Annotated in this window: 23 protein-coding genes and 1 tRNA gene; 6 read left to right on the plus strand and 18 right to left on the minus strand. The window is 59.2% G+C overall.

Annotated elements, in window-relative coordinates:
- Nucleotides 1-137 precede the first annotated feature (137 nt).
- Together AB4O35_RS24375 and AB4O35_RS24380 are read left to right on the plus strand one after the other, a co-directional pair.
- Nucleotides 138-1,184 (plus strand): ornithine cyclodeaminase, encoded by a 1,047-nt coding sequence (locus AB4O35_RS24375; RefSeq protein ID WP_065872352.1) that lies wholly within the window; start codon nt 138-140, stop codon nt 1,182-1,184.
- A gap of 121 nt (nt 1,185-1,305) precedes the next feature.
- Entirely contained in the window at nt 1,306-1,803 is a 498-nt protein-coding gene (locus AB4O35_RS24380; RefSeq protein ID WP_016974875.1) for an Lrp/AsnC family transcriptional regulator, read from the plus strand.
- An 11-nt stretch (nt 1,804-1,814) separates the two neighbouring features.
- Here the strand turns inward: AB4O35_RS24380 and AB4O35_RS24385 are convergent, their stop codons facing one another.
- A complete protein-coding gene (locus AB4O35_RS24385) occupies nt 1,815-3,098 on the minus strand; it encodes a Zn-dependent hydrolase (RefSeq protein WP_065872353.1) in 1,284 nt (427 codons plus the stop codon).
- 342 nt (nt 3,099-3,440) lie between these two features.
- Between AB4O35_RS24385 and AB4O35_RS24390 the strand changes: the two genes are divergently transcribed.
- On the plus strand, nt 3,441-4,373 hold the full coding sequence (locus AB4O35_RS24390) for an IS110 family transposase (RefSeq protein WP_065945948.1): 933 nt from the start codon (nt 3,441-3,443) through the stop codon (nt 4,371-4,373).
- Between the two features lie 131 nt (nt 4,374-4,504).
- Here the strand turns inward: AB4O35_RS24390 and AB4O35_RS24395 are convergent, their stop codons facing one another.
- The 6 genes from AB4O35_RS24395 to AB4O35_RS24420 all read right to left on the minus strand — a co-directional run bounded on the left by AB4O35_RS24395 (nt 4,505) and on the right by AB4O35_RS24420 (nt 11,741).
- The gene (locus AB4O35_RS24395) at nt 4,505-6,895 is read right to left on the minus strand and encodes a TonB-dependent receptor (RefSeq protein WP_065890678.1); all 2,391 of its coding nucleotides are present in this window, start codon (nt 6,893-6,895) and stop codon (nt 4,505-4,507) included.
- 84 nt (nt 6,896-6,979) lie between these two features.
- Nucleotides 6,980-8,590 carry a gamma-glutamyltransferase family protein gene (locus tag AB4O35_RS24400; RefSeq protein ID WP_065880895.1) on the minus strand — a complete coding sequence of 537 codons (1,611 nt, stop codon included), beginning with the start codon at nt 8,588-8,590 and terminating at the stop codon, nt 6,980-6,982.
- Between the two features lie 37 nt (nt 8,591-8,627).
- Complete coding sequence (locus AB4O35_RS24405; RefSeq protein WP_015884888.1) at nt 8,628-9,407, minus strand: amino acid ABC transporter ATP-binding protein; 780 nt, start codon at nt 9,405-9,407, stop codon at nt 8,628-8,630.
- A gap of 2 nt (nt 9,408-9,409) precedes the next feature.
- On the minus strand, nt 9,410-10,186 hold the full coding sequence (locus tag AB4O35_RS24410) for an amino acid ABC transporter permease (protein ID WP_065874057.1): 777 nt from the start codon (nt 10,184-10,186) through the stop codon (nt 9,410-9,412).
- 11 nt (nt 10,187-10,197) lie between these two features.
- A complete protein-coding gene (locus AB4O35_RS24415; protein WP_065874058.1) occupies nt 10,198-11,004 on the minus strand; it encodes an ABC transporter substrate-binding protein in 807 nt (268 codons plus the stop codon).
- 68 nt (nt 11,005-11,072) lie between these two features.
- Nucleotides 11,073-11,741 (minus strand): GntR family transcriptional regulator, encoded by a 669-nt coding sequence (locus tag AB4O35_RS24420; protein WP_065874059.1) that lies wholly within the window; start codon nt 11,739-11,741, stop codon nt 11,073-11,075.
- 385 nt (nt 11,742-12,126) lie between these two features.
- Here AB4O35_RS24420 and AB4O35_RS24425 point away from each other — a divergent pair, with 385 nt between their 5' ends.
- Nucleotides 12,127-12,978: a lipopolysaccharide biosynthesis protein gene (locus tag AB4O35_RS24425; RefSeq protein ID WP_065890675.1), complete on the plus strand. Its 852-nt coding sequence runs from the start codon at nt 12,127-12,129 to the stop codon at nt 12,976-12,978.
- A 32-nt stretch (nt 12,979-13,010) separates the two neighbouring features.
- On the opposite strand, the gene AB4O35_RS24430 is transcribed toward AB4O35_RS24425, so the two are convergent.
- The 10 genes from AB4O35_RS24430 to thrS all read right to left on the minus strand — a co-directional run bounded on the left by AB4O35_RS24430 (nt 13,011) and on the right by thrS (nt 22,212).
- Complete coding sequence (locus tag AB4O35_RS24430) at nt 13,011-14,519, minus strand: hypothetical protein (RefSeq protein ID WP_065946012.1); 1,509 nt, start codon at nt 14,517-14,519, stop codon at nt 13,011-13,013.
- A gap of 237 nt (nt 14,520-14,756) precedes the next feature.
- A tRNA-Pro gene (locus tag AB4O35_RS24435) sits at nt 14,757-14,833 on the minus strand.
- 90 nt (nt 14,834-14,923) lie between these two features.
- Nucleotides 14,924-15,280: a MerR family transcriptional regulator gene (locus AB4O35_RS24440; RefSeq protein ID WP_003219935.1), complete on the minus strand. Its 357-nt coding sequence runs from the start codon at nt 15,278-15,280 to the stop codon at nt 14,924-14,926.
- On the minus strand, nt 15,261-15,563 hold the full coding sequence (ihfA, locus tag AB4O35_RS24445; RefSeq protein WP_002553164.1) for an integration host factor subunit alpha: 303 nt from the start codon (nt 15,561-15,563) through the stop codon (nt 15,261-15,263). The genes AB4O35_RS24440 and ihfA overlap by 20 nt, the downstream gene beginning before the upstream one ends.
- A gap of 3 nt (nt 15,564-15,566) precedes the next feature.
- A complete protein-coding gene (gene pheT / locus AB4O35_RS24450; protein ID WP_065874063.1) occupies nt 15,567-17,945 on the minus strand; it encodes a phenylalanine--tRNA ligase subunit beta in 2,379 nt (792 codons plus the stop codon).
- A 26-nt stretch (nt 17,946-17,971) separates the two neighbouring features.
- Nucleotides 17,972-18,988, minus strand: a complete 1,017-nt coding sequence (gene pheS, locus AB4O35_RS24455) for a phenylalanine--tRNA ligase subunit alpha (protein WP_065874065.1) — start codon at nt 18,986-18,988, stop codon at nt 17,972-17,974.
- A gap of 109 nt (nt 18,989-19,097) precedes the next feature.
- The gene (gene rplT, locus AB4O35_RS24460; protein WP_003174975.1) at nt 19,098-19,454 is read right to left on the minus strand and encodes a 50S ribosomal protein L20; all 357 of its coding nucleotides are present in this window, start codon (nt 19,452-19,454) and stop codon (nt 19,098-19,100) included.
- A gap of 29 nt (nt 19,455-19,483) precedes the next feature.
- Entirely contained in the window at nt 19,484-19,678 is a 195-nt protein-coding gene (gene rpmI, locus AB4O35_RS24465) for a 50S ribosomal protein L35 (protein WP_002553160.1), read from the minus strand.
- A gap of 60 nt (nt 19,679-19,738) precedes the next feature.
- Nucleotides 19,739-20,290, minus strand: coding sequence for a translation initiation factor IF-3 (gene infC / locus AB4O35_RS24470; RefSeq protein ID WP_015884933.1), 552 nt, complete (start codon nt 20,288-20,290; stop codon nt 19,739-19,741).
- Complete coding sequence (gene thrS / locus AB4O35_RS24475; protein WP_024076468.1) at nt 20,290-22,212, minus strand: threonine--tRNA ligase; 1,923 nt, start codon at nt 22,210-22,212, stop codon at nt 20,290-20,292. Before thrS ends, infC begins: the two co-directional genes overlap by 1 nt.
- A 367-nt stretch (nt 22,213-22,579) precedes the next feature.
- Between thrS and AB4O35_RS24480 the strand changes: the two genes are divergently transcribed.
- Entirely contained in the window at nt 22,580-22,894 is a 315-nt protein-coding gene (locus tag AB4O35_RS24480; RefSeq protein WP_015884935.1) for a hypothetical protein, read from the plus strand.
- Nucleotides 22,895-23,182: 288 nt separating this feature from the next.
- Complete coding sequence (locus AB4O35_RS24485; protein ID WP_003234260.1) at nt 23,183-23,395, plus strand: cold-shock protein; 213 nt, start codon at nt 23,183-23,185, stop codon at nt 23,393-23,395.
- A 73-nt stretch (nt 23,396-23,468) separates the two neighbouring features.
- On the opposite strand, the gene AB4O35_RS24490 is transcribed toward AB4O35_RS24485, so the two are convergent.
- The gene (locus AB4O35_RS24490; RefSeq protein ID WP_065874067.1) at nt 23,469-23,789 is read right to left on the minus strand and encodes an I78 family peptidase inhibitor; all 321 of its coding nucleotides are present in this window, start codon (nt 23,787-23,789) and stop codon (nt 23,469-23,471) included.
- Between the last annotated feature and the right edge of the window lie 77 nt (nt 23,790-23,866).

Below are 23,866 nucleotides of genomic sequence, written 5' to 3' on the forward strand. Positions count from 1 at the left end.
CGGCTGAGCCATCCCTGCGTTTCAGCCGGGATAATCCGCCGATAACCCACACAATAACCCGACTGTACTTGCCTGCGGTGCCGCCTCACGCGCAGCAGAAAACGCTGAATGCCCCCTCGAATAACAAGGAGCCTCACATGACCCGCTACATCGACGTCAACGACCTCTGCTACCTGGTCTCGCAAAAAAGCCTGTCCACCTGCATCACCGAGATGGCCGAGTACATCCGCGCTGACTACCTGCGCTGGCAGGACTTCGAAAAATGCGCGCGCCTGGCCAACCACTCGCCGGATGGCGTGATCGAACTGATGCCGGTATCCGACGCGTCGCTGTATGCCTTCAAGTACGTCAATGGCCATCCTAAGAACACCCTGGCCGGCATGCTCACCGTGATGGCTTTCGGCGCGCTGGGCGATGTCGACACGGGCAAACCGGTGCTGCTGGCGGAAATGACCCTGACTACCGCGATTCGCACTGCCGCCACCTCGGCCCTGGTCGCCCGCTACCTGGCCCGCGACAACAGCCGCAGCATGGCGCTGATCGGCAACGGCTCGCAGAGCGAATTCCAGGCCCTGGCCTTCCATGCCATGCTTGGCATCAATGAGATCCGCCTGTTCGATATCGATGCCAAGGCCACCGCCAAACTGGCGGCCAACCTCAAGGCGTTCCCGGCGATCAAGGTGATCCTGGCCGGCAGCGTGGCCGAAGCCGTGAAAGGTGCGGACATCGTCACCACCGTCACCGCCGACAAGGCCTATGCCACTATCCTCACCGATGACATGATCGAACCCGGCATGCACCTTAACGCGGTCGGTGGCGACTGCCCTGGCAAGACCGAGCTGGACCGACGTATCGTCGAGCGCGCCCGGGTGATCGTTGAGTACGAACCGCAAAGCCGCATCGAAGGTGAAATCCAGCACATGCCGGACAATTCGCCGGTGACCGAACTCTGGCAAGTGATCAACGGCCAGCAGCCCGGCCGCGAAAATACGCACCAAGTGACCCTGTTCGATTCGGTGGGGTTTGCCATCGAAGATTACTCGGCCCTGCGCTACGTGCTGGACGTGGCCAAGGCGCTGGACGTGGGCAGCGACCTGGAGCTGGTGCCGGACCTGGCCGACCCGAAAGACCTGTTCGCACGCCTGGCGCAGCAACCACGCGTGCAACAGAAAAAGCGCGCCTGAGGCGTGTTGCAAGCCCTCAACCGCATACAGACGTTGACGGAGGAAGGCCGTACCATGTGACGGGTCCGGCAAACGCGAGACGTTTGCCGCCATTTTTTCTCAACCGTTTGAAGTGAACCCCATGGATACCAAGGCCAACGGACCCCATTCTTCCCCCGCGCTGGACCGCATCGATGAAGCCATCATCGAAGTGCTGCGGCACCAGGGGCGTATCACCTACGAAAAGCTCTCGTCGCTGGTGCACCTCACGCCTCGGCCGTGCCTGGAGCGGGTGCGCAAGCTGGAGCGACGCGGGGTGATCCGTGGGTATGGGGCGATCATTGATGTGCAGATGGTCTCACCAGGCCTGTCGTTGCTGGTGTTGGTGGCCTTGTCCAACCAGAGCGGGCGTTCGGCGCAAAAAGCCTTCGAAGCGTGTGTGAAGGCCTGCCCGCAGGTGTTCGAGTGCCAGCTGATCAGCGGCCCGTTTGACTACAGCCTGCGCATGCGCTGCCGGGACATGGAGCACTACCGGGTGCTGACCGAGACCTGGTTGAACAATGACGAGTTGCACATTGATAAATTGGTGGCGCATCCGGAGTTGGCGGTGGTGAAAAACACCGCCACCGAATTGGCCTGAGCGGACGCCATTCAGGCCGCCAGTTTGCCGCTGGCGATGGCCGCCGACGCGGCCACCATCGCCCTTAGCAGCACCGCACACCCCGCCGCCAAGTCATCCGGTGCGGCGTTTTCGATTTCGTTATGGCTGATGCCGCCTTCACAGGGCACAAAAATCATCCCCGCCGGGCCCAGTTCGGCAACAAAGATCGCGTCATGCCCTGCCCCGCTGACGATGTCCATGTTCGACAACCCCAGCCCATTCGCGGCATCACGCACAGCGTCCACGCAGCCCTTGTCGAAATACAGTGGTGGAAAATCTGCCGTAGGTTCCATCTCGAAACTCAAACCGTGCTTGGCGCACGTTTCATCGATCACCTTGCGTACTTCGGCAATCATCGAGTCCAGCCGCGCCGGCTCCAGGTGACGGAAGTCCAGGGTCATGCGCACTTCCCCCGGAATGACGTTGCGCGAACCGGGGTAAGCCTGCAGGCAGCCAACGGTGCCGCACGCATGCGGTTGATGCCCAAGCGCCGCCGCATTGACCGCCGCCACCACCGCCGCCGCGCCCACCAGGGCATCCTTGCGCAGGTGCATCGGTGTCGGTCCCGCGTGCGCTTCGACCCCGCGCAGTTTCAGGTCAAACCACTTTTGCCCAAGGGCGCCCAGCACCACGCCAATGGTCTTTTTCTCGTCTTCAAGAATCGGCCCCTGTTCGATATGCGCCTCGAAATAGGCGCCTACCTTGTGCCCACTGACCGGCCGCGAACCCGCATAGCCAATCGCGTTCAGCGCGTCGCCCACGCTGACGCCGTCCACGTCCACCTTGGCCAGGGTGTCCGCCAGGGTGAATTTCTCGGCAAACACCCCCGAGCCCATCATGCAGGGCGGAAAGCGCGAACCCTCTTCGTTGGTCCACACCACCACTTCCAATGGCGCCTCGGTCTCAACGTTGAGGTCATTGAGCGTACGCAGCACCTCCACACCCGCCAGCACACCGAAGCAACCGTCGAACTTACCGCCGGTGGGCTGGGTGTCGATATGGCTGCCAGTCATCACTGGCGGCAGGTTGGGGTTGCGTCCCGGGCGACGGGCGAAGATGTTGCCGATGCCGTCGACGGTCACGGTGCAACCCGCCTCTTCGCACCACTGCACAAACAGGTCGCGGGCCTTGCGATCAAGGTCGGTGAGCGCCAGGCGACACACACCGCCCTTGGGGGTGGCGCCGAGTCTGGCCAGGTCCATCAACGACTGCCACAGGCGGTCGCGGTTGATGTGCTGATGGGTGGATTGCAGAACGTCGAGGGCAGCGTTCATGGGGATCTCCTCAGGCAATATTTCTTATGATTGGAATGCGGTCAAAAATGTGGGAGCGGGCTTGCTCGCGAATGCAGTCTGTCAGTTGATAAATGCGGTGATTGACACACCGCATTCGCGAGCAAGCCCGCTTGTGTCTTGAACCAGGCTTAAACTGAAGGTGAGAGCGGTGAGTGACAAGCTGAATGCCCGAAGTGCTTAAAGCACGTGTGGGAGCCCATGCTGTCACTCACCTCTCCACTCTGGTCATTGAGCCCGAACAGTTGAACGAGCCCACCTCGAACAGTTACAAGCGTGGGCCAAGCCAGAGCGCTCTCACCTTGAGTGTAAGAGGATTTGGCTATGTTTTCCTATCCAGCAGGTATTGATGTCTCCAGCGGTAGCCTCGAGATTCGGGTTGATCAACTGGATGTAGCGATGAGTTGTTCCAATTCGCAGAGTGATTTTCCTGGGTTAATTGGATGGCTAACCCTGCATCGCGTGGGTCGAGTGTTGCTGGAGGCCACTGGCGGTTACGAGCGCAAAGTCATGAAAGCGCTTCAAGCTGCGGGCTTTGAAGTCATACGGATCAACCCTGGCCGAGCCAAAAGCTTTGCCCGGGCTATGGGGCAACAAGCCAAAACCGATCCGATAGATGCACGCCTTCTTGCGCAGTTCGCAGCGGTCATCAAATCGCCCGATAGCCGGGTTACCAGCGCCGAGCAGGATGATTTGCGCGCCCTAGTCCAACAGCGAGAGCACTTTGTTCAGCAAAGAGATGACGACAAACGGCGGCTTAAAACGGCCTCCTCTGACGTGGTCAAGCCTGCGCTGCAGAGTCATATCGACTATTTGCAAAAAGTGCTGAAGGAGCTGGAAAGCCTGATCCGCCAAAGTACAGAACGTCTGGATCGTAAAAAAGTAGCTCTTCTGTGCTCAGTCAAAGGCATAGGACTTGTTACAGCGGCCAGCTTGATGTCCTATCTTCCGGAGCTAGGCGAGGTGGGTAGACATCAGATTGCAGCATTGAGCGGCACTGCGCCCTACAACGACGATAGCGGCAAGCACAAAGGCAAGCGTCATATCAGCGGCGGCAGGTTCGCCGCGAGGCGTTCACTGTATATGGCCTGTTGGTCAGTGATCCGGTTTCAGCCTGAGTTTGCCGCGCGATATAAGGCGCTGCGCGAGAAAGGAAAATGCGCCAAAGTGGCACTCATCGCGTGTATGCGTGTTTTGCTGGTACGCCTAAACGCAATGATCCGTGATGGATCTGAATGGAAAGAGCACGCCGCCTAAAATCCTGCGGTAGCTATTTCCTAAAGCAGTTACACGGAGTACAGCCGTGGGAGCGTTGCCGCCTCTGGAAAAAATGGCTTGATGAAAACCATCAAGACAGTTGCTCCCACATTTTGATCGGTGTACACCCGCTAGAAGTCGACGGTGGCTGACAGCAGGTAGGTACGCGGTGTCGACAAGGTCAACCCCGGCTCACTGTCATCCGACGCCCCGGCCGAGCTCCAGTAGCGCTTATCGGCGACGTTCTCCACATTCGCCCGCAAGGTGATGTGCTTGTCATCCACTTTGAACCCATACCGCGCGCCGACATCGACGCGGTTCCACGCATCGATTTCCTTGACGTTGGACTGGTCCAGGTACTGCGAGCTGGAATAGATGCCACGGCTGGTCAACGTCAGGCCTTCAAGGCCCGGCACATCCCATTCGGCGCCCAGGTTAACGTTGTATTTAGGCGTCGCCGGGGCGCGGTTGCCGTCCCAGGCGCCGTTGGTGGTGTCCTTCAGCTCGCTGTCGATGTACATCACCCCGCCCAGCAGGCGCACGCCCTTGAGCGGCTCGCCGAATACACTCAGCTCCACACCGGAGTTCTGACGCTTGCCGTTGGGGCCGAACAACCGCGAGGCGGTGTTGGTTTCATAGGCCGGCTGCTTGATGCGAAACACAGCGGCGGTCACGGCAAAGGCGCCGGCGTCGTATTTGGCGCCCACTTCCACCTGGCGGCTGATGAACGGCGGGAAGATTTCGTCCTCGTTGCTCGAGGTCGACGGCGCGATCTTGCCCTGGCTCAGGCCTTCCATGTAGTTGGCGTACAGCGACAGCTTGTCGGTGGCCTTGAACAGAAGTCCACCGGACGGCGAGACCTTTTCTTCGTCGTAGGCGGTGTCGCCTTTGACACCGTCGCTCCAGTCATCCACCTTGACGCGCTGCCAACGCGCGCCGAGGGTCAGCAGCAGGCGGTCGTCGAAGAACCCCAGGGTGTCGGACAAGGCCACGCCGCTGAATTTGTTTTCGGTGTAGACCTTGGCGTCCTGGCGTATCGCCGTGGACGGCGTCGGCGTTTGCACCGGGTTGTAGAGGTTGCTCGTCGCCGTCCCGTAGCGGGCGCCGCCGTTGGTGAAGTCCATGTCGAAGTAGCTGGCCGCCAGGTTGACCTCATGGCTCACCGGCCCGGTATGGAACCAGTTGCGCACGCCGGCGGTGTAGGTGCGTACGTTTTCATCGCGGGTGAAATCCCGCGGCTGCACAGTGAACGCGCCAGCCGCATTGGTGACGGACACCGCATGACGCAGGAAGTCGTGGTTGCTTTTACGCGCGCCCATGCCGCCATACAGCATCACGTTATCGCTGAGGTCGTACTCAGCGTTGACCGTGCCAAAGGTGTCGTTGGTGCTGGCCTTGCTCCAGGATTGCGCGTAGTTGCGGCGCACATCGTTGGCGCTGGGCACCGGCGCTGCGGCCGCCACCTGCACGCGCTCTTGCGGTGCATCGGTGTCGCGTTCGGTGTGGCCGATATCGGTGGAAAGGCGCAGGCGCTCGCCGCGAAAGTCCAGGCCCAACACAGCCATTTCGCGGTCGACGCTCTGGTGGTCCCACTCGGTGTCGCCGGACTGCTTCACGCCGTTGAAGCGGATGCCGAACTTGTTGTCCTCACCGAAGCGTCTGCCCACATCCACCGCGCCGCCAGCCTGGCTGTCGGAGGCCCAGTTGCCGGTAAACGAGTTGATGTCCTTGTCGGTGGCGCGCTTGGGCACTACGTTGATGCCGCCACCGACGCTGCCGCGCGGTGAGATGCCGTTGATCAACTGGGTGGGGCCTTTGAAGATGTCGACGCGGTCGGCCATTTCCATGTCGATGGTGTAGGTCGGCAGTACGCCATAGAGACCGTTGTACGACACATCGCTGTTGAACAGGCTGAAACCGCGAATGGTGAACTGCTCATAACGCCCACCGGCCGGGTTGGTGGCGCGTACCGACGGGTCGCTGGCGATCAGGTCGCCCAAGGTGCGCGCCTGCTGGTTTTTCACCGCGTCAGCGGTGTAGGTGGTCATGCTGAACGGGGTTTCCATAAAGTCCCGCGTGCCCAGCAAACCCTGCGAGCCACGGCGCGCCACTTGCCCACCGGCGTAAGTGTCGCCGTCATACAGGCCGGTGGTGCCAAGGATTGAGGTCGGCGCCAGTTCCAGGCTGCTGCCATCCGGCACCGGCACCAACATGTAGGCCTGTGCCCCCATGGGTTGCAGTTGCAGGCCGGAGCCTTGCAGCAAGCGGGCGAAGCCCTCCTCTACGGCGTACTCACCGGACAAACCACTGCTGGTGCGACCGCTGACCAGGGCCGGGTCTACCGACAGGTTGACGCCTGCCAACCCGGCAAACCGGGTGAGTGCCGCGCTCAGGCTGCCGGCCGGCACCTGGTAGCTGCGGCGGGCGGCAGTGTCTTCGGCATAGCTGACGGCAGCGAATAACGGGCTGGCACTGAGGCTCAGCAGCAGGCTCAGTTTCAGCAAGGGGCGGACTACAGGCATTGGCGGAAGCTCTCGATATTGTTCACTTGCCTGGAATGACAGGCGAGATGAAAAAAAGGGACAAGCTCCGCCAATTTTTTTCGCTTACCACACTGCGATCGTTGAATCCGCCCTGGGCTCGGTGCCGCCGCACAATACACCACTGACCGGATCACGCAGGATGATCTGCCCGCGCCCGAAGTCGGTGAGGTCGCTGGCGACTTGTACCTGATGCCCGCGCCGCGCCAGGGCATTGGCCAGGTCGCGGGAGGCGCCCTGCTCGATGCCGACTTTCATGTCGCCCAGCCATTGCCAGCGCGGCGCGTCCAAGGCCGCTTGCGGGTTGAGGCCGAAGTCCACCAGGTTCATCACCATCTGCACATGGCCCTGGGGCTGCATATAGCCGCCCATCACACCGAACGGGCCGAGCGCCTGGCCGTCCTTGGTGAGGAAGCCGGGAATGATGGTGTGGAAGGTTTTCTTGCCCGGCGCCAGGCAGTTGGCGTGGGCAGGATCGAGGCTGAATTCCTGGCCACGGTTCTGCAGGGCGATGCCGCTGTCGGGCAGCACCACACCGGAGCCAAAGCCGTGGTAGTTGCTCTGGATGAACGAGACCATATTGCCTTCGGCGTCCGCCGTGGCCAGATAGACCGTGCCACTGGCGTGGGGGTCACCGGGTTTCGGGGGCTGGGCTTGTTCACCGATCTGGCTACGGCGACGGGTGCTGTAGTCATCGCTGAGCAGATCGGCGACGGCCAAGCGCATGTGCAGCGGGTCGGTGATGTAGTGCAGGCCGTCGCTGTAGGCGAGTTTCATCGCCTCCAACTGGCGGTGCCAGGTTTGTTGACTGTCGCGGTGATCGAAGCAGAAGCCTTCGAGGATATTCAGCGCCATCAGCGCCACAAGGCCCTGGCCGCTGGGTGGGATTTCCCAGACATCCACGCCCCGGTAGTTGATGTGGATCGGCTCCACCCACTGGGCGCGGTAGTCCTTGAGGTCGCTGGCGCGCAGGTAGCCGCCGCTGGCGCGGGAGTGGGCGTCCAGGCGTTCGGCCAGGGCGCCGCGATACAGGCTTTCGCAGCGAGTGGCGGCGAGTTCTTCCAGGGTGCGGGCCTGGGCCGGGTTGCGGAAAATCTCCCCCGCTCGCGGCGCGCAACCGTCGATCAGGAAGGTGTCGAACCAGGCAGCCAGCACTGGGTCGCGATGAGGCGTGAACTCATCCAGCGCAATCTGCCATTGATGAGCAACCACCGGCGACAGCGGGAAACCGTCCCGCGCCAGGCTGATCGCCGGTTGCAGCAACTCGGCAAACGGTAACTTGCCGAAGCGTTGCGACAGCTCGGCCCAAGCCGATGGGCAGCCCGGTACGGTGACGGGGGTCCACCCGTACAGCGGCATTTGATCGTGCCCCGCCGCCTTGACCGTCTCGATACTCAGGGCCGCCGGCGCATGGCCGTTGCCGTTCAGGCCGTGCAACTGGCCTTTGCACCAGACCAGGGCAAACGCATCGCCGCCCAGGCCGCAGCCAGTGGGCTCGACCACCGTCAACGCGGCCGCCGTGGCGATGGCGGCATCAATAGCGTTGCCGCCCTTTTGCATGATCTCGATGCCGGCCTGGGCGGCCAGGGGCTGGGACGCCGCGACCATGCCACGCTTGGCAAACACGCTTTGGCGTTGCGAGGGATAGGGGTACTCGTGAGCGGAGAATTTCAACATGGCAAAGGCTCTTCAACACAAAGGTTTATTAGCGGGCTCATAACACGCGGCTGAGAAAGGCCCGGGTACGGGGGTGGCTGGGGTGGCTGAAAATCTGTTCCGGCGGCCCTTGTTCGATGAGTTCGCCCTGGTCGAGCACCACCACGCGGTCCGCCACTTCACGGGCAAAGCCCATTTCATGGGTGACCACCACCATGGTCATGCCCTCCTCGGCAAGCTCCTTCATCACCTGCAGCACTTCGCCGACGGTTTCAGGGTCGAGGGCGCTGGTGGGTTCGTCGAACAACATGGCCTGGGGTTTCATCGCCAGGGCGCGGGCGATGGCGACCCGTTGCTGCTGGCCGCCGGAAAGCATCGATGGGTAGTGGCTGGCCTTGTCCGCCAAGCCTACTCGCGCCAGCAGGCCACGCGCCTGTTCCAGCGCTTCGGCACGTGGCGTGCCGAGGACCTGGATCGGCGCTTCGATGATGTTTTCCAGCGCAGTCATATGGGGGAACAAGTTGAAGCGCTGGAATACCATGCCAATGTCGCGGCGCTGGCGGGCAATGTTGCGCTCCGAATCGCGTACCAGGCTGCCGTCGCTGCGCTCGCGATAGCCCATGGCGCGGCCGTTGACGCGGATGCGCCCGCCCTGGATGTCTTCCAGCAGGTTGATGCAACGGATAAAGGTGGTCTTGCCAGAGCCCGAGGCGCCGATCAGCACTACCACTTCGCCGCGCCGTACTTGCAGCGAGATGCCCTTGAGGATCTGCAGCGTGCCAAACGACTTGTGGATATCCAGCGCTTCAATGATCAGTTCTTCACTTTGGTGCGCCATGGTTAGCGTCCCCTCAGCAATTTAAGGGTGTTGCGCCCGAACATGCGGCTGGCTGCCGGCGGTGGCGCGGAAGGCCGATCGGACTGGCCGAAACGCGCCTCCAGCCAGCGCTGGAAAAAGCCCCACAGCGTGGTGAGCATCAGGAAGTAGATCGCCACCACCAGGTACAGCTCGAACACGCGGAACGTTGCCGAGGTGACCATTTGAGTGCTGAGCAGCAGCTCCTGCACGCCGATCACGCTGACCAGGGTGGTGTTCTTGAGCATCACGTTGAACTCGTTGCCCAGCGGCGGCACGATCACCCGGAACGCCTGGGGCAGCACAATGCGCCGCATCAGCTTGGCGAAACCCATGCCGAGTGAACGTCCGGCCTCGTACTGGCCCTTGTCCACCGCGCCGATGCCGGCCCGGATGATCTCAGCCATGTACGCTCCTTCATTCAGGCCCAACGCAATGATCGCCGCCTGGATGTTGCCGGGGACAACCAGGCCAAACAGATCGATATCCTCAAAGCGGAAAATCCCGCCCGCCGCCAGCGCCGTGTACAGGAACACAATCTGCACCAGCAACGGCGTGCCGCGCATCAACCACACATAAAAACGCACCGGCAGGTGCAGCAGCGGGTTCTTTGACAAGCGCAACAACGCCGCCGCCAGCCCCAGCGCGCAGCCCAGCAGCATCGCCGACACGGCGATCAGGCAGGTCAGCCAAAGCCCGGTGAGGTACACCCCGCTGGGCTGCAACAGGTACTGCCAGAACACATCCCAATTGAAGTTCATTGCGGGAAACCTCAGTCGAGAGTGTCGCTGCTGACATGCCATTTATTCAGCAACGCGACGTAGCTGCCATCGCTGCGCATGTCGCTGATCACTTGCTGCACGGCGGCGGTCAGTTGCGGGTCGTCCTTGCGCACGCCCAGGCCAGTGAGGATCCGGCTGAACGCCGGCACGCCTTCCTGGAACAGGTCCGGGGCCATCGCGGCGTAGTAGCCGGCCGTTTCCACGGTGGTGCCGTAGGCGTCCACTTGGCTGATGCGCAGGGCCTGGAACGCATCGGTGTCGGTGTTGTAGACCACCAGTTTCATCGGCGGCTTGCCGGCCTTGGCCAGGTTGTCGTTTTGCGTGTCCAGCAGGGTCTTGATGGTAGAACCGTTGAGTACGGCAACCTTGTGCCCGGACAGGTCATCGAGGGTCTTGATGCCTTTGGGATTACCCTTGGGCACCACTACCGACTGGCTGGAATACATGTAGTTGACGATGTCGATCACTTGGCGGCGTTCGGGCTTGTCGAACAGCTGGTCGACGATCATGTCGCACTGCTGGGCGAGCAGCGCCGGCACCAGCCCGGAGAAAGGGATGACCCGCCACTGCACCTTTTTATCGCCCAGGCGCTTGGCGATCTCCAGGCCGAGGTCGACCGTGAGCCCACGCGGTTTCTGCGCTTCGTCGAAGGACACCAGGGGCGGAGAATCCATCCCCGAGCAGTAGGTGAGTTTGTCGACCGTTAACAGGCGATCCGGCACCTGCGGTGCAGCGCAGGCCCATTGGCTACAGAGACCGAGGGAGACAGCCACCAGCAAGGCGCGGCGTTTATGCATGACCAGACACTCCAATTCGTGGGTACAACGGGGGGCAGGACTCAACGTCAAAACACAGCAGGTCTTTGTTATTTTTCGGCTTGCAGGAACTGGATCAGCGCCGGCACGGTGCCTTCGATGTGCTCGCGCACCACGGCTTCGGCGCGAGCGGCGTCACCGGCGCGAATCGCATCGAGGATCACCGCGTGTTCCTGGCGTGCGCTGAGGGGTTTTTCGCCGTGTTGCAGCCACAGGCGCATGGGCGCTTCCACCAGGGAATAGAGCGCCGATATCTGCTTTAACAGGCGCGGCCGGCCGCTGAGGCTGCACAGGTATTCGTGGAAGGCGCGGTGGCGGCTGACCCACGCGGCGCTTTCGTCGCGGTAGTCGTCCATCTCATCGAGCATGCGCTCCAGCGCCGCCAACTGACGCTCGCCGATACGCCCCACCGCCACGCGCACTGCCAGGCCTTCGAGGGCACTGCGCATTTCGAACACCTCGTGCAATTCGTCGATATCCAGCCCGCTGACGATGGCGCCACGGTTCGGTCGCAACGTCACCAGGCCCTGTGCATCCAGGCGGCGGAAGGCTTCGCGTACCGGCATGCGGCTCATGCCGATCTCGCTGGCGATGTCTTCGGCGATCAGCCGGTCGCCTTTGCGATAGCGACCACCACAAATAGCATCGAGCAGGAAGTTGTAGGCCTCCTCCTCCGCGGTGAGAGGCTGACGGTCAACATAAGCAGGGGCAAATTGCATCGGCAGTACCTTTTGAATTTTTGTATCCAATTATCCACGGATACAAAAAAAGCAGAATGTGTGCCAACTTTGCCGAGATGAGCCAAGTGATTGATTCAGAGTGAATAGATTGGAAATGCCGAAGGATAAAAGGAAGGCTTACGTAGGAAATTGCTACGAAATGGCTCATGAACGCCCCATCCGTGGGCACAAGTAACACGTACGGTTGGATGGCAACATCCTGATCACCGGTGGCACGGAAACGTATTTCCGGTGCCGTATCAAGGACAACAAATCGGTGCGCACCTCAGTGTTCTGAGAGGTGGGCACGGTGTAAAGGGAACTCAGTAGCCGTCATCGGGTCGGCTGATATACGTACTTACATTTAGCCGCAAGGTAGGGCCCGATGAAACAGACGTCCCTCGTCAATGCGAAGCCTGTGGGCAACATCAAGCAGGCTTTGCACACGCCAGATTCAGCGCGACAGCGTTCAAACAAACGTTGCCTGACTACGCAGGATTTCGGTTCTTGTCGGCACATTGAGACAGGTGCCGTTTTCATCATTGCTTCAGGCGCATCGGCAAAGTCGTTTCCTCTCGAGAAATTTGCGCACGTGCCGATGATCACGATGAATGGCGCTATCTCCATGTTTCAGGACACCGACGTCAAACCGTATTTTTATGCCTGCACGGATAGAAGTTTTTCCGAACAGCAGCCGGAATTATTCAAACACGCCATGGCGATCAGCCAGAGGGTCGCGCTTTGGGAAGACCACGCGCGATCGTCGCGTGCTCTCCCAGCAGGACGGTTATACCCGCTGACCAAAGCTAAAAGACCTTCCTGGCTGGATTCGATACTGGGTAGACGCCGCACGCTGGTCGTCAATCATCCCTTGCTGCCCCATCGCAAAAGACCGCTGGGATTCAGTAAAGACATGAGCCAGGGCTTTTTTGATGCACGAACCGTGGCCTATCTGGCGATACAGTTGGCATTCCACGTTGGATTCAACAAGGTTTTTCTTGTCGGGGTGGATCTGGACCAAAACGCTGGAAGGTTTTACGAGACCCAGGAATCGAAAAACTCTCCCTGCGGACTGGACCAACACTACTTCACACGCATACTGCCGTCGCTTGAGTTGATGTCCAAAAAGGTCATGGGCGAGGACTTCATGGTTTATAACCTGTCTGACATTTCAAGAATTCCGGACAGTGTGGTCCCGCAGGTCACGCTTGCAGAGGTTGAGGCGATGCTCGGGTAGCAGGCGCCAGGTTTATGGTCAGGTGCCCGCCCTCACTCAAAAACCAAAACCTCACACCCCTTAGCCTCAATGATCTGCGCAAACTCCGGCATCCGCGCTACAAACGCTGTTTCAAACGCCAGATACCGATCCTGCGCCCTGAGGTAACGAATCTGCGGTTTCACCCGCACAATATCCTTGGAAGACAGTTTCACCACTTCATTGCTGACCTGATTCCAAAACCACGCCAACGTCTGCGTGCCAGAACTATGAGTCCGGTAATTCCACACCCACCAATCCCCATGTCCACGGGCAACCTGAAGCTGCCCATGAAACGTACGCAACGTGATGACCTGCTTGGGCTGTGTGACGAGCAGGCGGGTGTCCTGGCACAGCTCGCTGCCAAAGCCGTCCAACACCGCCTTTGTCGTGGCACCCGTGATGAAGTTGAAGCGCCACGCCAACAGCACAGTCTCCTGGTAGCCCGTGTGCTCAGGGTTCTGCCGCTCGCCTTCGCTGAACAACAGGACCTCGTCACCTCCCAGGTACGCAGTAGACGCCCGTAATTTATAAGCATGAGCCGGCATCGGTTGGGCAGCAACAGCCTGGTGTGCTGCGTCTTGATTCCAAATCCAGCACAGCGCACCGTTGTGCTGCATGAACAGCAAACGGCGCGGGCCGATGGGCAGGATTGTCAGTTCATCCGAGTGCTCGAAAATGACCTCGCTGGCATGCATCGTGATCCGCCAGATCCGCGTCAACTGCTCGGGCTGGTAGAGGCGTTGACGTTCGAAAACCTGCGCATCGACCACCACGCAGGGGTCTTCGAATTCCGGCCATTCCATCTCGGCGGCGCCGAAGCCCTGAATGTCATCGCCTTGATGAATTTCGTACCGGTAACGATCATCCGAAGGGTAAGCACCGCTTGTAGCCCGACGCTTCCACAGGCTGCGCTGAGCGTTGGCATCGATGAGTTGCAAGTCAGCGCCGTCTACACCGTCGCTCCGGCGCTCAAGCATGTCCTGCTCGGTGGGCGGCCATCGATTGTAATCAATCAGAAAGCACAGCCACTGGTCTTCGTCCTGCTCGGTAATGGCGGCCCAACCGTTGCGATAGTTGTATTCATCCACATAGGTGGGCCCGGGATAGTCATGGACGTCCTGCAGCCATTTCAATTTGCTGCGCTTGGGCTTGGTGGGTTTGCGTTCAGTGGCAAGAGGCTTTTTCAGCCCAATCAACGTTGGGGTGAATTGTGGTTCTGCGTTTTGTTGTTGCCAATGCTGTGCAAAAGCCTGGCGCTGATCGGTCGGAAAAATGACCGGTCGGTAATCATCGCCACCGGCGTCCAGATTCCACAGGTCGAAGCCGTGGCGCGCCAACACGGCTGCCAACGCCTCAAAGCAGACCTCCGGCATTTCGTTGGAGAGCTCATCCAACAGCGCCTCGAATGGCGCGCCGGAAAACACACTGATATCGGGATAGTAATGCTGGAGCAGCACAAGCAACTCGCCGCCGGGGGTTTTCCAATCGATATGGACCCATGGATCAAAACGAGCTGCCATCGCGAGTGCCTTCCCCTGTGATGTTTTACCTGCGTCATCTTAACCGTAAGCCGAGAAAACAAGCGCCATAGCCGTGTCATCGAGCACGCTGACGACGCACAGGTCCTGAAGGATCAACCTCAGGGGCATAATCATCCGACTCGAAAGGTTCAAGAGGCCCGGAATGGCTTGTAAAGGTAGACACGTTAAAAACAAAAAGGGGCCGCGAGATTAATCTCGCGACCCCTTTGAATTATATGGTCGGGACGGAGTGATTCGAACACTCGACCCCTAGCACCCCATGCTAGTGCGCTACCGGACTGCGCTACGCCCCGACTAGGCGTGTTACTGGGTTCGCTTCTTAACGAAGCGAACCGGAATATACCGCAAGCTTTTGAAATGTGGAAGTATTTTAAAAGCCGGAATCACTTCTTCAAAACCACCAGTACATCTTCGAGTTCGGAGATCATCTGGCGGATCATTTGCTTGTATTGGGTCGTGTCGTCTTTGGCTTCATCACCGGACATACGCTGGCGCGCACCGCTGATGGTGAACCCCTGGTCGTACAGCAACGCGCGGATCTGTCGGATCATCAGCACATCCTGGCGCTGATAATACCGACGGTTCCCGGTGCGTTTGACGGGGTTGAGTTGAGGAAACTCCTGCTCCCAATAGCGCAACACGTGCGGTTTTACCGCACAGAGCTCGCTGACTTCACCTATGGTGAAGTAGCGTTTGCCTGGGATGACGGGTAGCTCGTCGTTATGACTTGGTTCCAGCATAAGCCTCAACTCGGGCCTTCAACTTCTGCCCTGGACGAAAGGTGACCACACGGCGAGCCGTGATCGGGATTTCTTCTCCCGTTTTTGGATTGCGGCCAGGCCGCTGGCGTTTGTCCCGCAGGTCAAAATTGCCGAAACCGGACAATTTGACCTGTTCGTTGTCTTCCAGAGCGTGTCTGATTTCTTCAAAAAACAGCTCGACCAATTCCTTGGCCTCGCGCTTGTTCAGACCCAACTCTTCGTACAGACGTTCCGCCATCTCAGCTTTCGTCAAAGCCCCCATACGTCACTTCCTTAACGTGGCGTTCAACCTTTGTTCGAGCGAGGTGAGGATATTTTGTGTCGTGGTATTCACCTCATCGTCATTAAGAGTGCGCGATGGATGCTGCCAGGTCAAGCCAACTGCTAGGCTTTTTCTATGCGGATCAATACCTTTACCCTGATAGACGTCAAATAGCCTGAGGTCTGTCAGCCATTCCCCTGCATTTTCACGGATTACATCCAGAACCGCAGTGGCGGCCACTTCACGGTCGGCAATCAGCGCCAGGTCGCGGCGCACTTCAGGGAAGCGTGACAGCTCGCTGAATTTAGGCATTTTGCCCGAGGCGACTTCAGCCAGGACCAGTTCGAACACGAAGACCGGACGGTCGAGACCGAGGGTTTTCGACAGTTCAGGGTGAATGGCACCGACGAAGCCCACCAAACGCCCGTCGCGCTCGATACGTGCCGTCTGGCCCGGGTGCAATGCCGGATGGCTACCAGGAACGAAGGTGAAGGCATCCAGAGCACCGGCAAAGCCCAGCACCGCTTCTACGTCAGCCTTGACGTCGAAGAAGTCCACGGCATCGCGGCCCTGCGCCCAGCCTTCCGGCAGACGGCTACCGCACACCACGCCAGCGAGCATTGGCTCTTGTTTCAGGCCGTCGAGTTGGCCGACAAAACGCAGGCCGCTTTCGAACATGCGCACGCGGTCTTGCTGACGGTTCAGGTTATGGGAAAGGGCTTTCACCAGGCCTGGCCACAATGACGAGCGCATGGCGGCCATGTCATTGGAGATCGGATTGGCCAGCAGCAGCGGCTCGACACCGGGATTGAACAGTTCGAACTGCTTTGGATCGATGAAGCTGTAGGTCACCGCTTCCTGGTAGCCACGGGCAACCAGCAGGCGGCGCAGCTCAGGCAGGTGCGCACGCGCCTCAGCCTTGGGTTGCGGTGCCAGGCGCGCTTGCGGGTAACGAACCGGCAGACGGTTGTAGCCGTAAAGGCGGGCCAGTTCTTCGATAAGGTCGACTTCCAGGCTGATGTCGAAGCGGTGACTTGGCACCTCAACGTTCCACTGCCCTTCCCCGCTCGAGGAAATACCCAGGCCGAGGGCCGACAGCAGTTGTTCGATTTCAGCCGGCGCGATCACCAGGCCGAGCATTTGCTCAACGCTCTTCGCGCGCAGGGTGATCGGGGCAACGGACGGCAGGTACTGTTCGTTGACGGTTTCGGTGATCGGACCCGCTTCGCCGCCGGTGATTTCCAGCAGCAGGCCCGTGGCGCGCTCCATGGCTTCACGGGCGAGTTTCCAGTCCACACCACGCTCGTAGCGGTGCGAGGCATCGGTGTGCAGGCCGTAGGAACGGGCCTTGCCGGCGATGGCGATCTGGTCGAAGAAGGCACTCTCAAGGAATACGTCGCGGGTGGTCTCGGACACACCGCTGTGCTCGCCACCCATCACGCCGGCAATCGCCAGGGCGCGGGAGTGGTCGGCGATGACCAGGGTGTCGGCACGCAGGCTGACTTCCTGGCCGTCGAGCAGCACCAGCTTCTCACCTTCTTCCGCCATGCGTACGCGGATGCCGCCGTTGATTTCGGCGAGGTCGAACGCATGCAGCGGTTGGCCCAGCTCCAGCATCACATAGTTGGTAATGTCGACAGCCGCGTCGATGCTGCGCACGTCAGCACGGCGCAGGCGTTCAACCATCCACAACGGGGTTGGCTTGGACAGGTCGACGTTACGGATCACACGACCCAGGTAACGCGGGCAGGCGTTTGGCGCCAGCACGTCGATCGGGCGTACTTCATCGTGTACCGCAGGCACAGCGGCAACCACAGGGCGGGTGACCGGAGCGTTGTACAACGCGCCCACTTCACGGGCCAGGCCGGCCAGGGACAGGCAGTCGCCACGGTTCGGGGTCAGGTCGACCTCGATGCTGGCGTCTTCCAGTTCCAGGTAAACGCGGATGTCCTCGCCCACTGGTGCGTCGGCCGGCAATTCCATCAGGCCATCATTGCCCTCGCCGACCTGCAGCTCCGCCTGGGAGCACAGCATGCCGTTGGACTCGACACCACGCAGCTTGGCTTTCTTGATCTTGAAGTCGCCTGGCAGCTCGGCACCGATCATGGCGAATGGGATCTTCAGGCCCGGGCGCACGTTAGGCGCTCCGCACACGACCTGGAAGGTTTCCGCGCCATTGCTGACCTGGCACACACGCAACTTGTCAGCATCAGGGTGCTGCTCGGTGCTCAGCACCTCGCCCACTACGACGCCGCTGAAAACACCGGCGGCCGGAGTGACGCTATCGACCTCAAGACCGGCCATCGACAGACGAGCAACCAGCTCGTCGCGATCTACCTGCGGGCTTACCCAGCCGCGCAGCCATTGTTCACTGAATTTCATCCTGCTCTCCTAAAGATTCGTTACGACTAGCGAAATTGCGCGAGGAACCGCAAGTCGTTGTCGAAGAACAGACGCAAGTCGTTCACGCCGTAACGCAGCATGGCCAGACGCTCAACGCCCATGCCGAAGGCAAAGCCCGAGAACTCTTCCGGATCGATGCCGGACATGCGCAGCACGTTGGGGTGAACCATGCCGCAGCCCATCACTTCCAGCCAGCCAGTCTGCTTGCAGACGCGGCAGCCTTTACCGCTGCACATCACGCATTCCATGTCGACTTCAGCGGACGGCTCGGTGAACGGGAAAAACGATGGACGGAAACGCACCGCCAGCTCCTTCTCGAAGAACACGCGGAGGAATTCTTCGATGGTGCCTTTGAGGTCAGCGAAGTTGATGTCGCGATCAACCAGCAGGCCTTCGACCTGGTGGAACATCGGCGAGTGGGTGATATCCGAGTCGCTGCGGTACACACGGCCTGGGCAGACAATGCGGATCGGCGGCTTGTTCGCTTCCATGGTGCGGACCTGTACCGGCGAGGTATGGGTGCGCAACAGCATGTTCGCGTTGAAATAGAAGGTGTCGTGCATCGACCGGGCCGGGTGATGACCTGGGATGTTGAGCGCCTCGAAGTTGTGATAGTCGTCTTCGACCTCAGGGCCTTCGGCGATGCCGTAGCCGATGTGGGTGAAGAACTGCTCGATACGTTCCAGAGTCCGGGTGATCGGGTGCAGACCGCCCGAGGTCTGGCCACGGCCAGGCAGGGTGACGTCAATGGACTCGGCCGCGAGCTTGGCCGCAAGATCGGCCTCCTCGAGCGACGCCTTGCGCGCATTGAGAACCTCTGTGACACGCTCCTTGGCGACGTTGATCAGCGCGCCGACTTGCGGGCGCTCTTCTGCCGGCAAATTCCCCAGGGTCTTCATCACCTGAGTCAATTCACCCTTTTTGCCAAGGTAGTGAACCCGGATTTGCTCCAGGGCATTGATATCTTCAGCGCTTTGCACAGCCTCGAGAGCTTGAGCGACGAGCGCGTCCAGGTTTTCCATGTACAGACTCCAGATACAAAATAGGGGAAGAGCTTGAAGGCTCTTCCCCTATTTATGACGTTTACCACCTAGGGCTGCAGGAGCAACCCAGGGTGACTGTCGGGGGTACTTAAGCCAAGGTGGCTTTAGCTTTCTCGACAATCGCAGCAAACACCGCTTTTTCGTTCACGGCCAGTTCAGCCAGAACCTTACGGTCGATTTCGATGGACGCTTTTTTCAGGCCAGCGATGAAACGGCTGTAGGACAGACCGTTAACACGTGCACCAGCGTTGATACGAGCGATCCACAGAGCGCGGAACTGACGTTTTTTCTGACGACGGTCACGGTAGGCGTATTGGCCTGCCTTGATTACCGCTTGCTTGGCAACACGGAATACGCGTGAACGCGCGCCGTAGTAGCCTTTAGCGAGTTTCAGAATTTTTTTGTGACGTTTACGGGCAATGACGCCACGCTTTACACGAGCCATGAGTTACTTCCTCTATCTTGATCCAAAAATTAACGAAGGCGCAGCATGCGCTCGACTTTTGCCACGTCAGACGGATGCAGCAAGCTGCTACCGCGCAGTTGACGCTTACGCTTGGTCGACATTTTGGTCAGGATGTGGCTCTTGAAAGCGTGCTTGTGCTTGATACCGTTAGCAGTTTTCAGAAACCGCTTAGCAGCACCACTTTTAGTCTTCATCTTTGGCATGTTCGGATACTCCGCATTCAGTTGATAAACATAATCAGAAGGCCTGCCGTGCCCTGTTGATTACTTCTTCTTTTTCGGGGCGATGACCATGATCAGTTGGCGTCCTTCCATCTTAGGATGCTGTTCGACCGAACCGTACTCGAGCAGGTCAGCTTCAACCCGCTTGAGGAGTTCCATCCCCAGCTCCTGGTGGGCCATCTCACGGCCGCGGAATCGCAAGGATACCTTGGCCCTGTCCCCATCACTCAGGAAACGTACCAGGTTGCGCAGTTTTACCTGGTAATCCCCTTCCTCCGTCCCTGGACGAAACTTGATTTCTTTTACTTGAATCTGCTTCTGGTTCTTCTTCGCTGCGGCAACCTGCTTCTTCTTTTCGAAGATAGATTTGCCGTAGTCCATCACCCGACAAACAGGTGGGATTGCATCGGCGGAAATTTCCACCAGGTCCAGCTTGGACTCTTCTGCAATACGAAGCGCTTCATCAATCGAGACGATGCCAATCTGCTCGCCATCAGCGCCAATTAACCGAACCTCGCGTGCCGAGATATTCTCGTTGATCGGGGCTTTCGGTGCAGCTCGTTTATCTTGTCTCATTTCACGCTTAATAATAATTACTCCGAATCTGGGCGACCACGCCGGGAAACCGCTTGCGCGAGGAACTCAGCGAACTGGGCGACGGGCATCGAGCCCAGGTCAGCACCTTCACGAGTACGCACAGCGACAGTCTGCATCTCGACTTCCCGATCTCCAATAACCAAAAGATAGGGAACCTTGAGCAAAGTATGCTCGCGGATTTTAAAGCCGATCTTTTCATTTCTCAAGTCGGACTTGGCACGAAATCCGCTTTCGTTGAGAGTTTTTTCAACTTCAGCGGCAAAATCTGCCTGTTTATCAGTGATATTCATGATCACTGCCTGGGTCGGAGCCAACCACGCGGGGAATGCACCCTCGTAGTGCTCGATCAGGATCCCGACGAACCGCTCGAACGAGCCGAGGATCGCCCGGTGCAGCATAACCGGGTGTTTACGGCTGTTGTCTTCGGAGACATATTCGGCTCCCAGACGGATCGGCAGGTTAAAATCGAGCTGCAGGGTACCACACTGCCAGACGCGGCCAAGGCAATCTTTCAGTGAGAACTCGATCTTCGGACCGTAGAACGCCCCCTCACCCGGCTGCAGATCGTACGCAAGGCCCGCGCTGTCGAGCGCTGCGGCCAGTGCAGCTTCGGCGCGATCCCATAGTTCGTCGGAGCCAACGCGTTTTTCCGGACGAGTGGACAGCTTCATTTCGACTTCGGTGAAGCCGAAATCGCGGTAAACGTCCATGGTCAGCTTGATGAAAGCAGCGGATTCAGCCTGCATCTGCTCTTCGGTGCAGAAGATGTGGGCATCGTCCTGAGTGAAGCCGCGCACGCGCATGATGCCGTGCAGCGCACCCGATGGCTCGTTACGGTGGCAGGCACCGAACTCGGCCAGGCGCATTGGCAACTCGCGGTAGCTCTTCAGGCCCTGGTTGAACACCTGCACGTGGCATGGGCAGTTCATTGGCTTGATGGCGTAGTCGCGGTTTTCCGACTGGGTGGTGAACATATTGTCGGCATAGTTGGCCCAGTGCCCGGATTTCTCCCACAGGCTACGGTCAACAACCTGAGGCGTCTTGATCTCCAGGTAGCCGTTCTCGCGCTGCACCTTGCGCATGTACTGCTCAAGCACTTGGTACAGGGTCCAGCCGTTCGGGTGCCAGAACACCATCCCCGGCGCTTCTTCCTGGAGGTGGAACAGGTTCAGGCGCTTGCCAATCTTACGGTGGTCACGTTTTTCGGCTTCCTCGATGCGCTGAATGTAGGCAGCCAGCTGCTTCTTGTCAGCCCAAGCGGTGCCGTAGATCCGCTGCAGTTGCTCGTTCTTCGCGTCGCCGCGCCAGTAGGCGCCGGACAGCTTGGTCAGCTTGAACGACTTGAGGAAGCGCGTGTTCGGCACGTGCGGGCCGCGGCACATGTCGACATATTCTTCGTGGTAGTACAGGCCCATGGCCTGCTCGTCCGGCATGTCTTCCACCAGACGCAGCTTGTAGTCCTCGCCACGGGCGGTGAACACGTCGATCACTTCGGCGCGCGGCGTGACCTTCTTGATCACGTCGTAATCTTTTTCGATCAGCGCGTGCATACGCTGCTCGATGGCCGCCAGGTCGTCCGGCGTAAAAGGACGCTCGTAGGCGATGTCGTAATAGAAACCTTCGTCAATGACCGGGCCGATCACCATTTTCGCGGTGGGGTACAGCTGCTTGACCGCATGGCCAATCAGGTGAGCGCAAGAGTGGCGAATGATCTCGAGCCCCTCTTGGTCCTTGGGCGTGATGATTTGCAGGCTGGCATCGGAGGTGATCAGGTCGCTGGCGTCAACCAGCTTGCCGTCGACTTTACCGGCCACAGTGGCCTTGGCCAGGCCAGCACCAATGGATGCGGCGACCTCGGCTACGGATACCGAATGATCGAAAGAACGTTGACTGCCATCGGGAAGAGTAATAGTTGGCATGGCGCCTCCTCTCCTAGTGGTGACCCCTACCAAAGGTCACGTGGGTTGGGATGAGCCAGTACAAGATCCAACACCAGGCCGTTCAATAATGAACGCCTGCCTTACAGCGGCAGGAGCCTTTCGGCCAACCGATAATCAGACCAGAGTGACTGGAGTGAGCTAAAAAGAACATGGCAAGACGGCAAATGGCGCGCCTGGAAATAGCCAGGACGAGGATGCTAGCACAGATGAACGGTCATCGCGCCGCCGCCATCTTGCCTAAACACAAATTCCGGCCTTTATAGCTGCAAAAGTGAACTTGAGCTGTACGCAATGCCTCAAACCCACTGAGAATCGCCGTTCGTCCTCGACCCAAAGGAGCATCCTCATGATGCGTTTCACCTCTACCCTCGCTCTCGCCGCTTCCCTGACCCTCCTTTCCCTCGGCGCACAGGCAGCTGCCCCGTCGAACTGGCCAGCCGGTGCTCGCGACAGCTTCGTCAGCGATTGCAGCGCAGCTGCCAGCCAGAACGTGGATGCCAAAACTGCCAAAGCCCATTGCGAATGTGGCGCTGACAAGATCAACGCCGAATTGAGCACTGCAGAGATCAAGGAACTCATGACCAACCAGAACGCCAGCCCGGAGCTCAAAAACAAAGCAGTCGCGGCTATTTCGTCCTGCAAAGTCGTGAAGAAAAAGTAAGATTTTCGTCCGATCACATGCCTGTTTTGCCGGAAAAACGGCCCGAAAACTGCCGTTTCTCACAAATTACGCAGCTTTTACGGCTTTTTTTACGAGCTGATATTTCGAGCTAAAGCCCCGTAAACCGGGGCTTTCAGCCGATCAGAGCATCAAACGTAACGCTATTGATTAGCAAACAATGCCTTGGGGGGCTCCCAAGCCGAACATTTCGACTATGATAGCCCTGTGTGCCCAGTTGGCCTGAGCAGCACAGCACTACTGAAAATATATGTTTCTTGGAGATACACCATGTCTAATCGCCAAACCGGCACCGTTAAATGGTTCAACGATGAAAAAGGCTTCGGCTTCATCACTCCTCAAGGTGGCGGTGACGACCTGTTCGTACACTTCAAAGCTATCGAAAGCGACGGTTTCAAAAGCCTGAAAGAAGGCCAAACCGTTTCCTTCGTGGCTGAGAAAGGCCAAAAGGGTATGCAAGCAGCACAAGTTCGCGGCGAGTAATTCTCCGCTGAGCTAAAAAAACCCCGTCCATGTGACGGGGTTTTTTGTGGGCGCTGCAAAAACCAGGAGAGGCTTAGCCGCAATTGACCCGTGTGATCACCAGGTTGTCGTCGGTGTTCAGGTTCAAGCGGTCGGAGCGGTATTCCAGGGTAATCATGTCGTTCGGCTTGAGGATTCGTGCGTTCTGCGCACCGGCACGGGTACGCGCCTGCTCCAGCAACTGGGGCGAGGCTTTCTGGCCTACGGTGAATTCGGCGGCCTTCGACTCACAGCGGCTGTGACCGGCATCGGCCACGGCGGCGTCTTTGGCTGGCTCAGAGGCACCCGGGGTGCTGCAACCCGCCAACGCGAGTGCTGCCAACAAAGTACCGAATGATGCGAGCTTCCAAGGCATGAAGCCTCCTATGATAAAAAATGGACAGAGATCGTGCGACAGCGATTGGGCGGATTGGTTTCAAGACGTAAACCGCC

The organism is Pseudomonas sp. H1_A03 (assembly GCF_054685145.1).

Coding starts and splice junctions, on each gene's coding strand:
- AB4O35_RS24375 (WP_065872352.1), top strand. CDS start 138: ATGACCCGCTACATCGACGTCAACGACCTCTGCTACCTGGTCTCGCAA.
- AB4O35_RS24380 (WP_016974875.1), top strand. CDS start 1,306: ATGGATACCAAGGCCAACGGACCCCATTCTTCCCCCGCGCTGGACCGC.
- AB4O35_RS24385 (WP_065872353.1), bottom strand. CDS start 3,098: ATGAACGCTGCCCTCGACGTTCTGCAATCCACCCATCAGCACATCAAC.
- AB4O35_RS24390 (WP_065945948.1), top strand. CDS start 3,441: ATGTTTTCCTATCCAGCAGGTATTGATGTCTCCAGCGGTAGCCTCGAG.
- AB4O35_RS24395 (WP_065890678.1), bottom strand. CDS start 6,895: ATGCCTGTAGTCCGCCCCTTGCTGAAACTGAGCCTGCTGCTGAGCCTC.
- AB4O35_RS24400 (WP_065880895.1), bottom strand. CDS start 8,590: ATGTTGAAATTCTCCGCTCACGAGTACCCCTATCCCTCGCAACGCCAA.
- AB4O35_RS24405 (WP_015884888.1), bottom strand. CDS start 9,407: ATGGCGCACCAAAGTGAAGAACTGATCATTGAAGCGCTGGATATCCAC.
- AB4O35_RS24410 (WP_065874057.1), bottom strand. CDS start 10,186: ATGAACTTCAATTGGGATGTGTTCTGGCAGTACCTGTTGCAGCCCAGC.
- AB4O35_RS24415 (WP_065874058.1), bottom strand. CDS start 11,004: ATGCATAAACGCCGCGCCTTGCTGGTGGCTGTCTCCCTCGGTCTCTGT.
- AB4O35_RS24420 (WP_065874059.1), bottom strand. CDS start 11,741: ATGCAATTTGCCCCTGCTTATGTTGACCGTCAGCCTCTCACCGCGGAG.
- AB4O35_RS24425 (WP_065890675.1), top strand. CDS start 12,127: ATGAAACAGACGTCCCTCGTCAATGCGAAGCCTGTGGGCAACATCAAG.
- AB4O35_RS24430 (WP_065946012.1), bottom strand. CDS start 14,519: ATGGCAGCTCGTTTTGATCCATGGGTCCATATCGATTGGAAAACCCCC.
- AB4O35_RS24440 (WP_003219935.1), bottom strand. CDS start 15,280: ATGCTGGAACCAAGTCATAACGACGAGCTACCCGTCATCCCAGGCAAA.
- ihfA (WP_002553164.1), bottom strand. CDS start 15,563: ATGGGGGCTTTGACGAAAGCTGAGATGGCGGAACGTCTGTACGAAGAG.
- pheT (WP_065874063.1), bottom strand. CDS start 17,945: ATGAAATTCAGTGAACAATGGCTGCGCGGCTGGGTAAGCCCGCAGGTA.
- pheS (WP_065874065.1), bottom strand. CDS start 18,988: ATGGAAAACCTGGACGCGCTCGTCGCTCAAGCTCTCGAGGCTGTGCAA.
- rplT (WP_003174975.1), bottom strand. CDS start 19,454: ATGGCTCGTGTAAAGCGTGGCGTCATTGCCCGTAAACGTCACAAAAAA.
- rpmI (WP_002553160.1), bottom strand. CDS start 19,678: ATGCCAAAGATGAAGACTAAAAGTGGTGCTGCTAAGCGGTTTCTGAAA.
- thrS (WP_024076468.1), bottom strand. CDS start 22,212: ATGCCAACTATTACTCTTCCCGATGGCAGTCAACGTTCTTTCGATCAT.
- AB4O35_RS24480 (WP_015884935.1), top strand. CDS start 22,580: ATGATGCGTTTCACCTCTACCCTCGCTCTCGCCGCTTCCCTGACCCTC.
- AB4O35_RS24485 (WP_003234260.1), top strand. CDS start 23,183: ATGTCTAATCGCCAAACCGGCACCGTTAAATGGTTCAACGATGAAAAA.
- AB4O35_RS24490 (WP_065874067.1), bottom strand. CDS start 23,789: ATGCCTTGGAAGCTCGCATCATTCGGTACTTTGTTGGCAGCACTCGCG.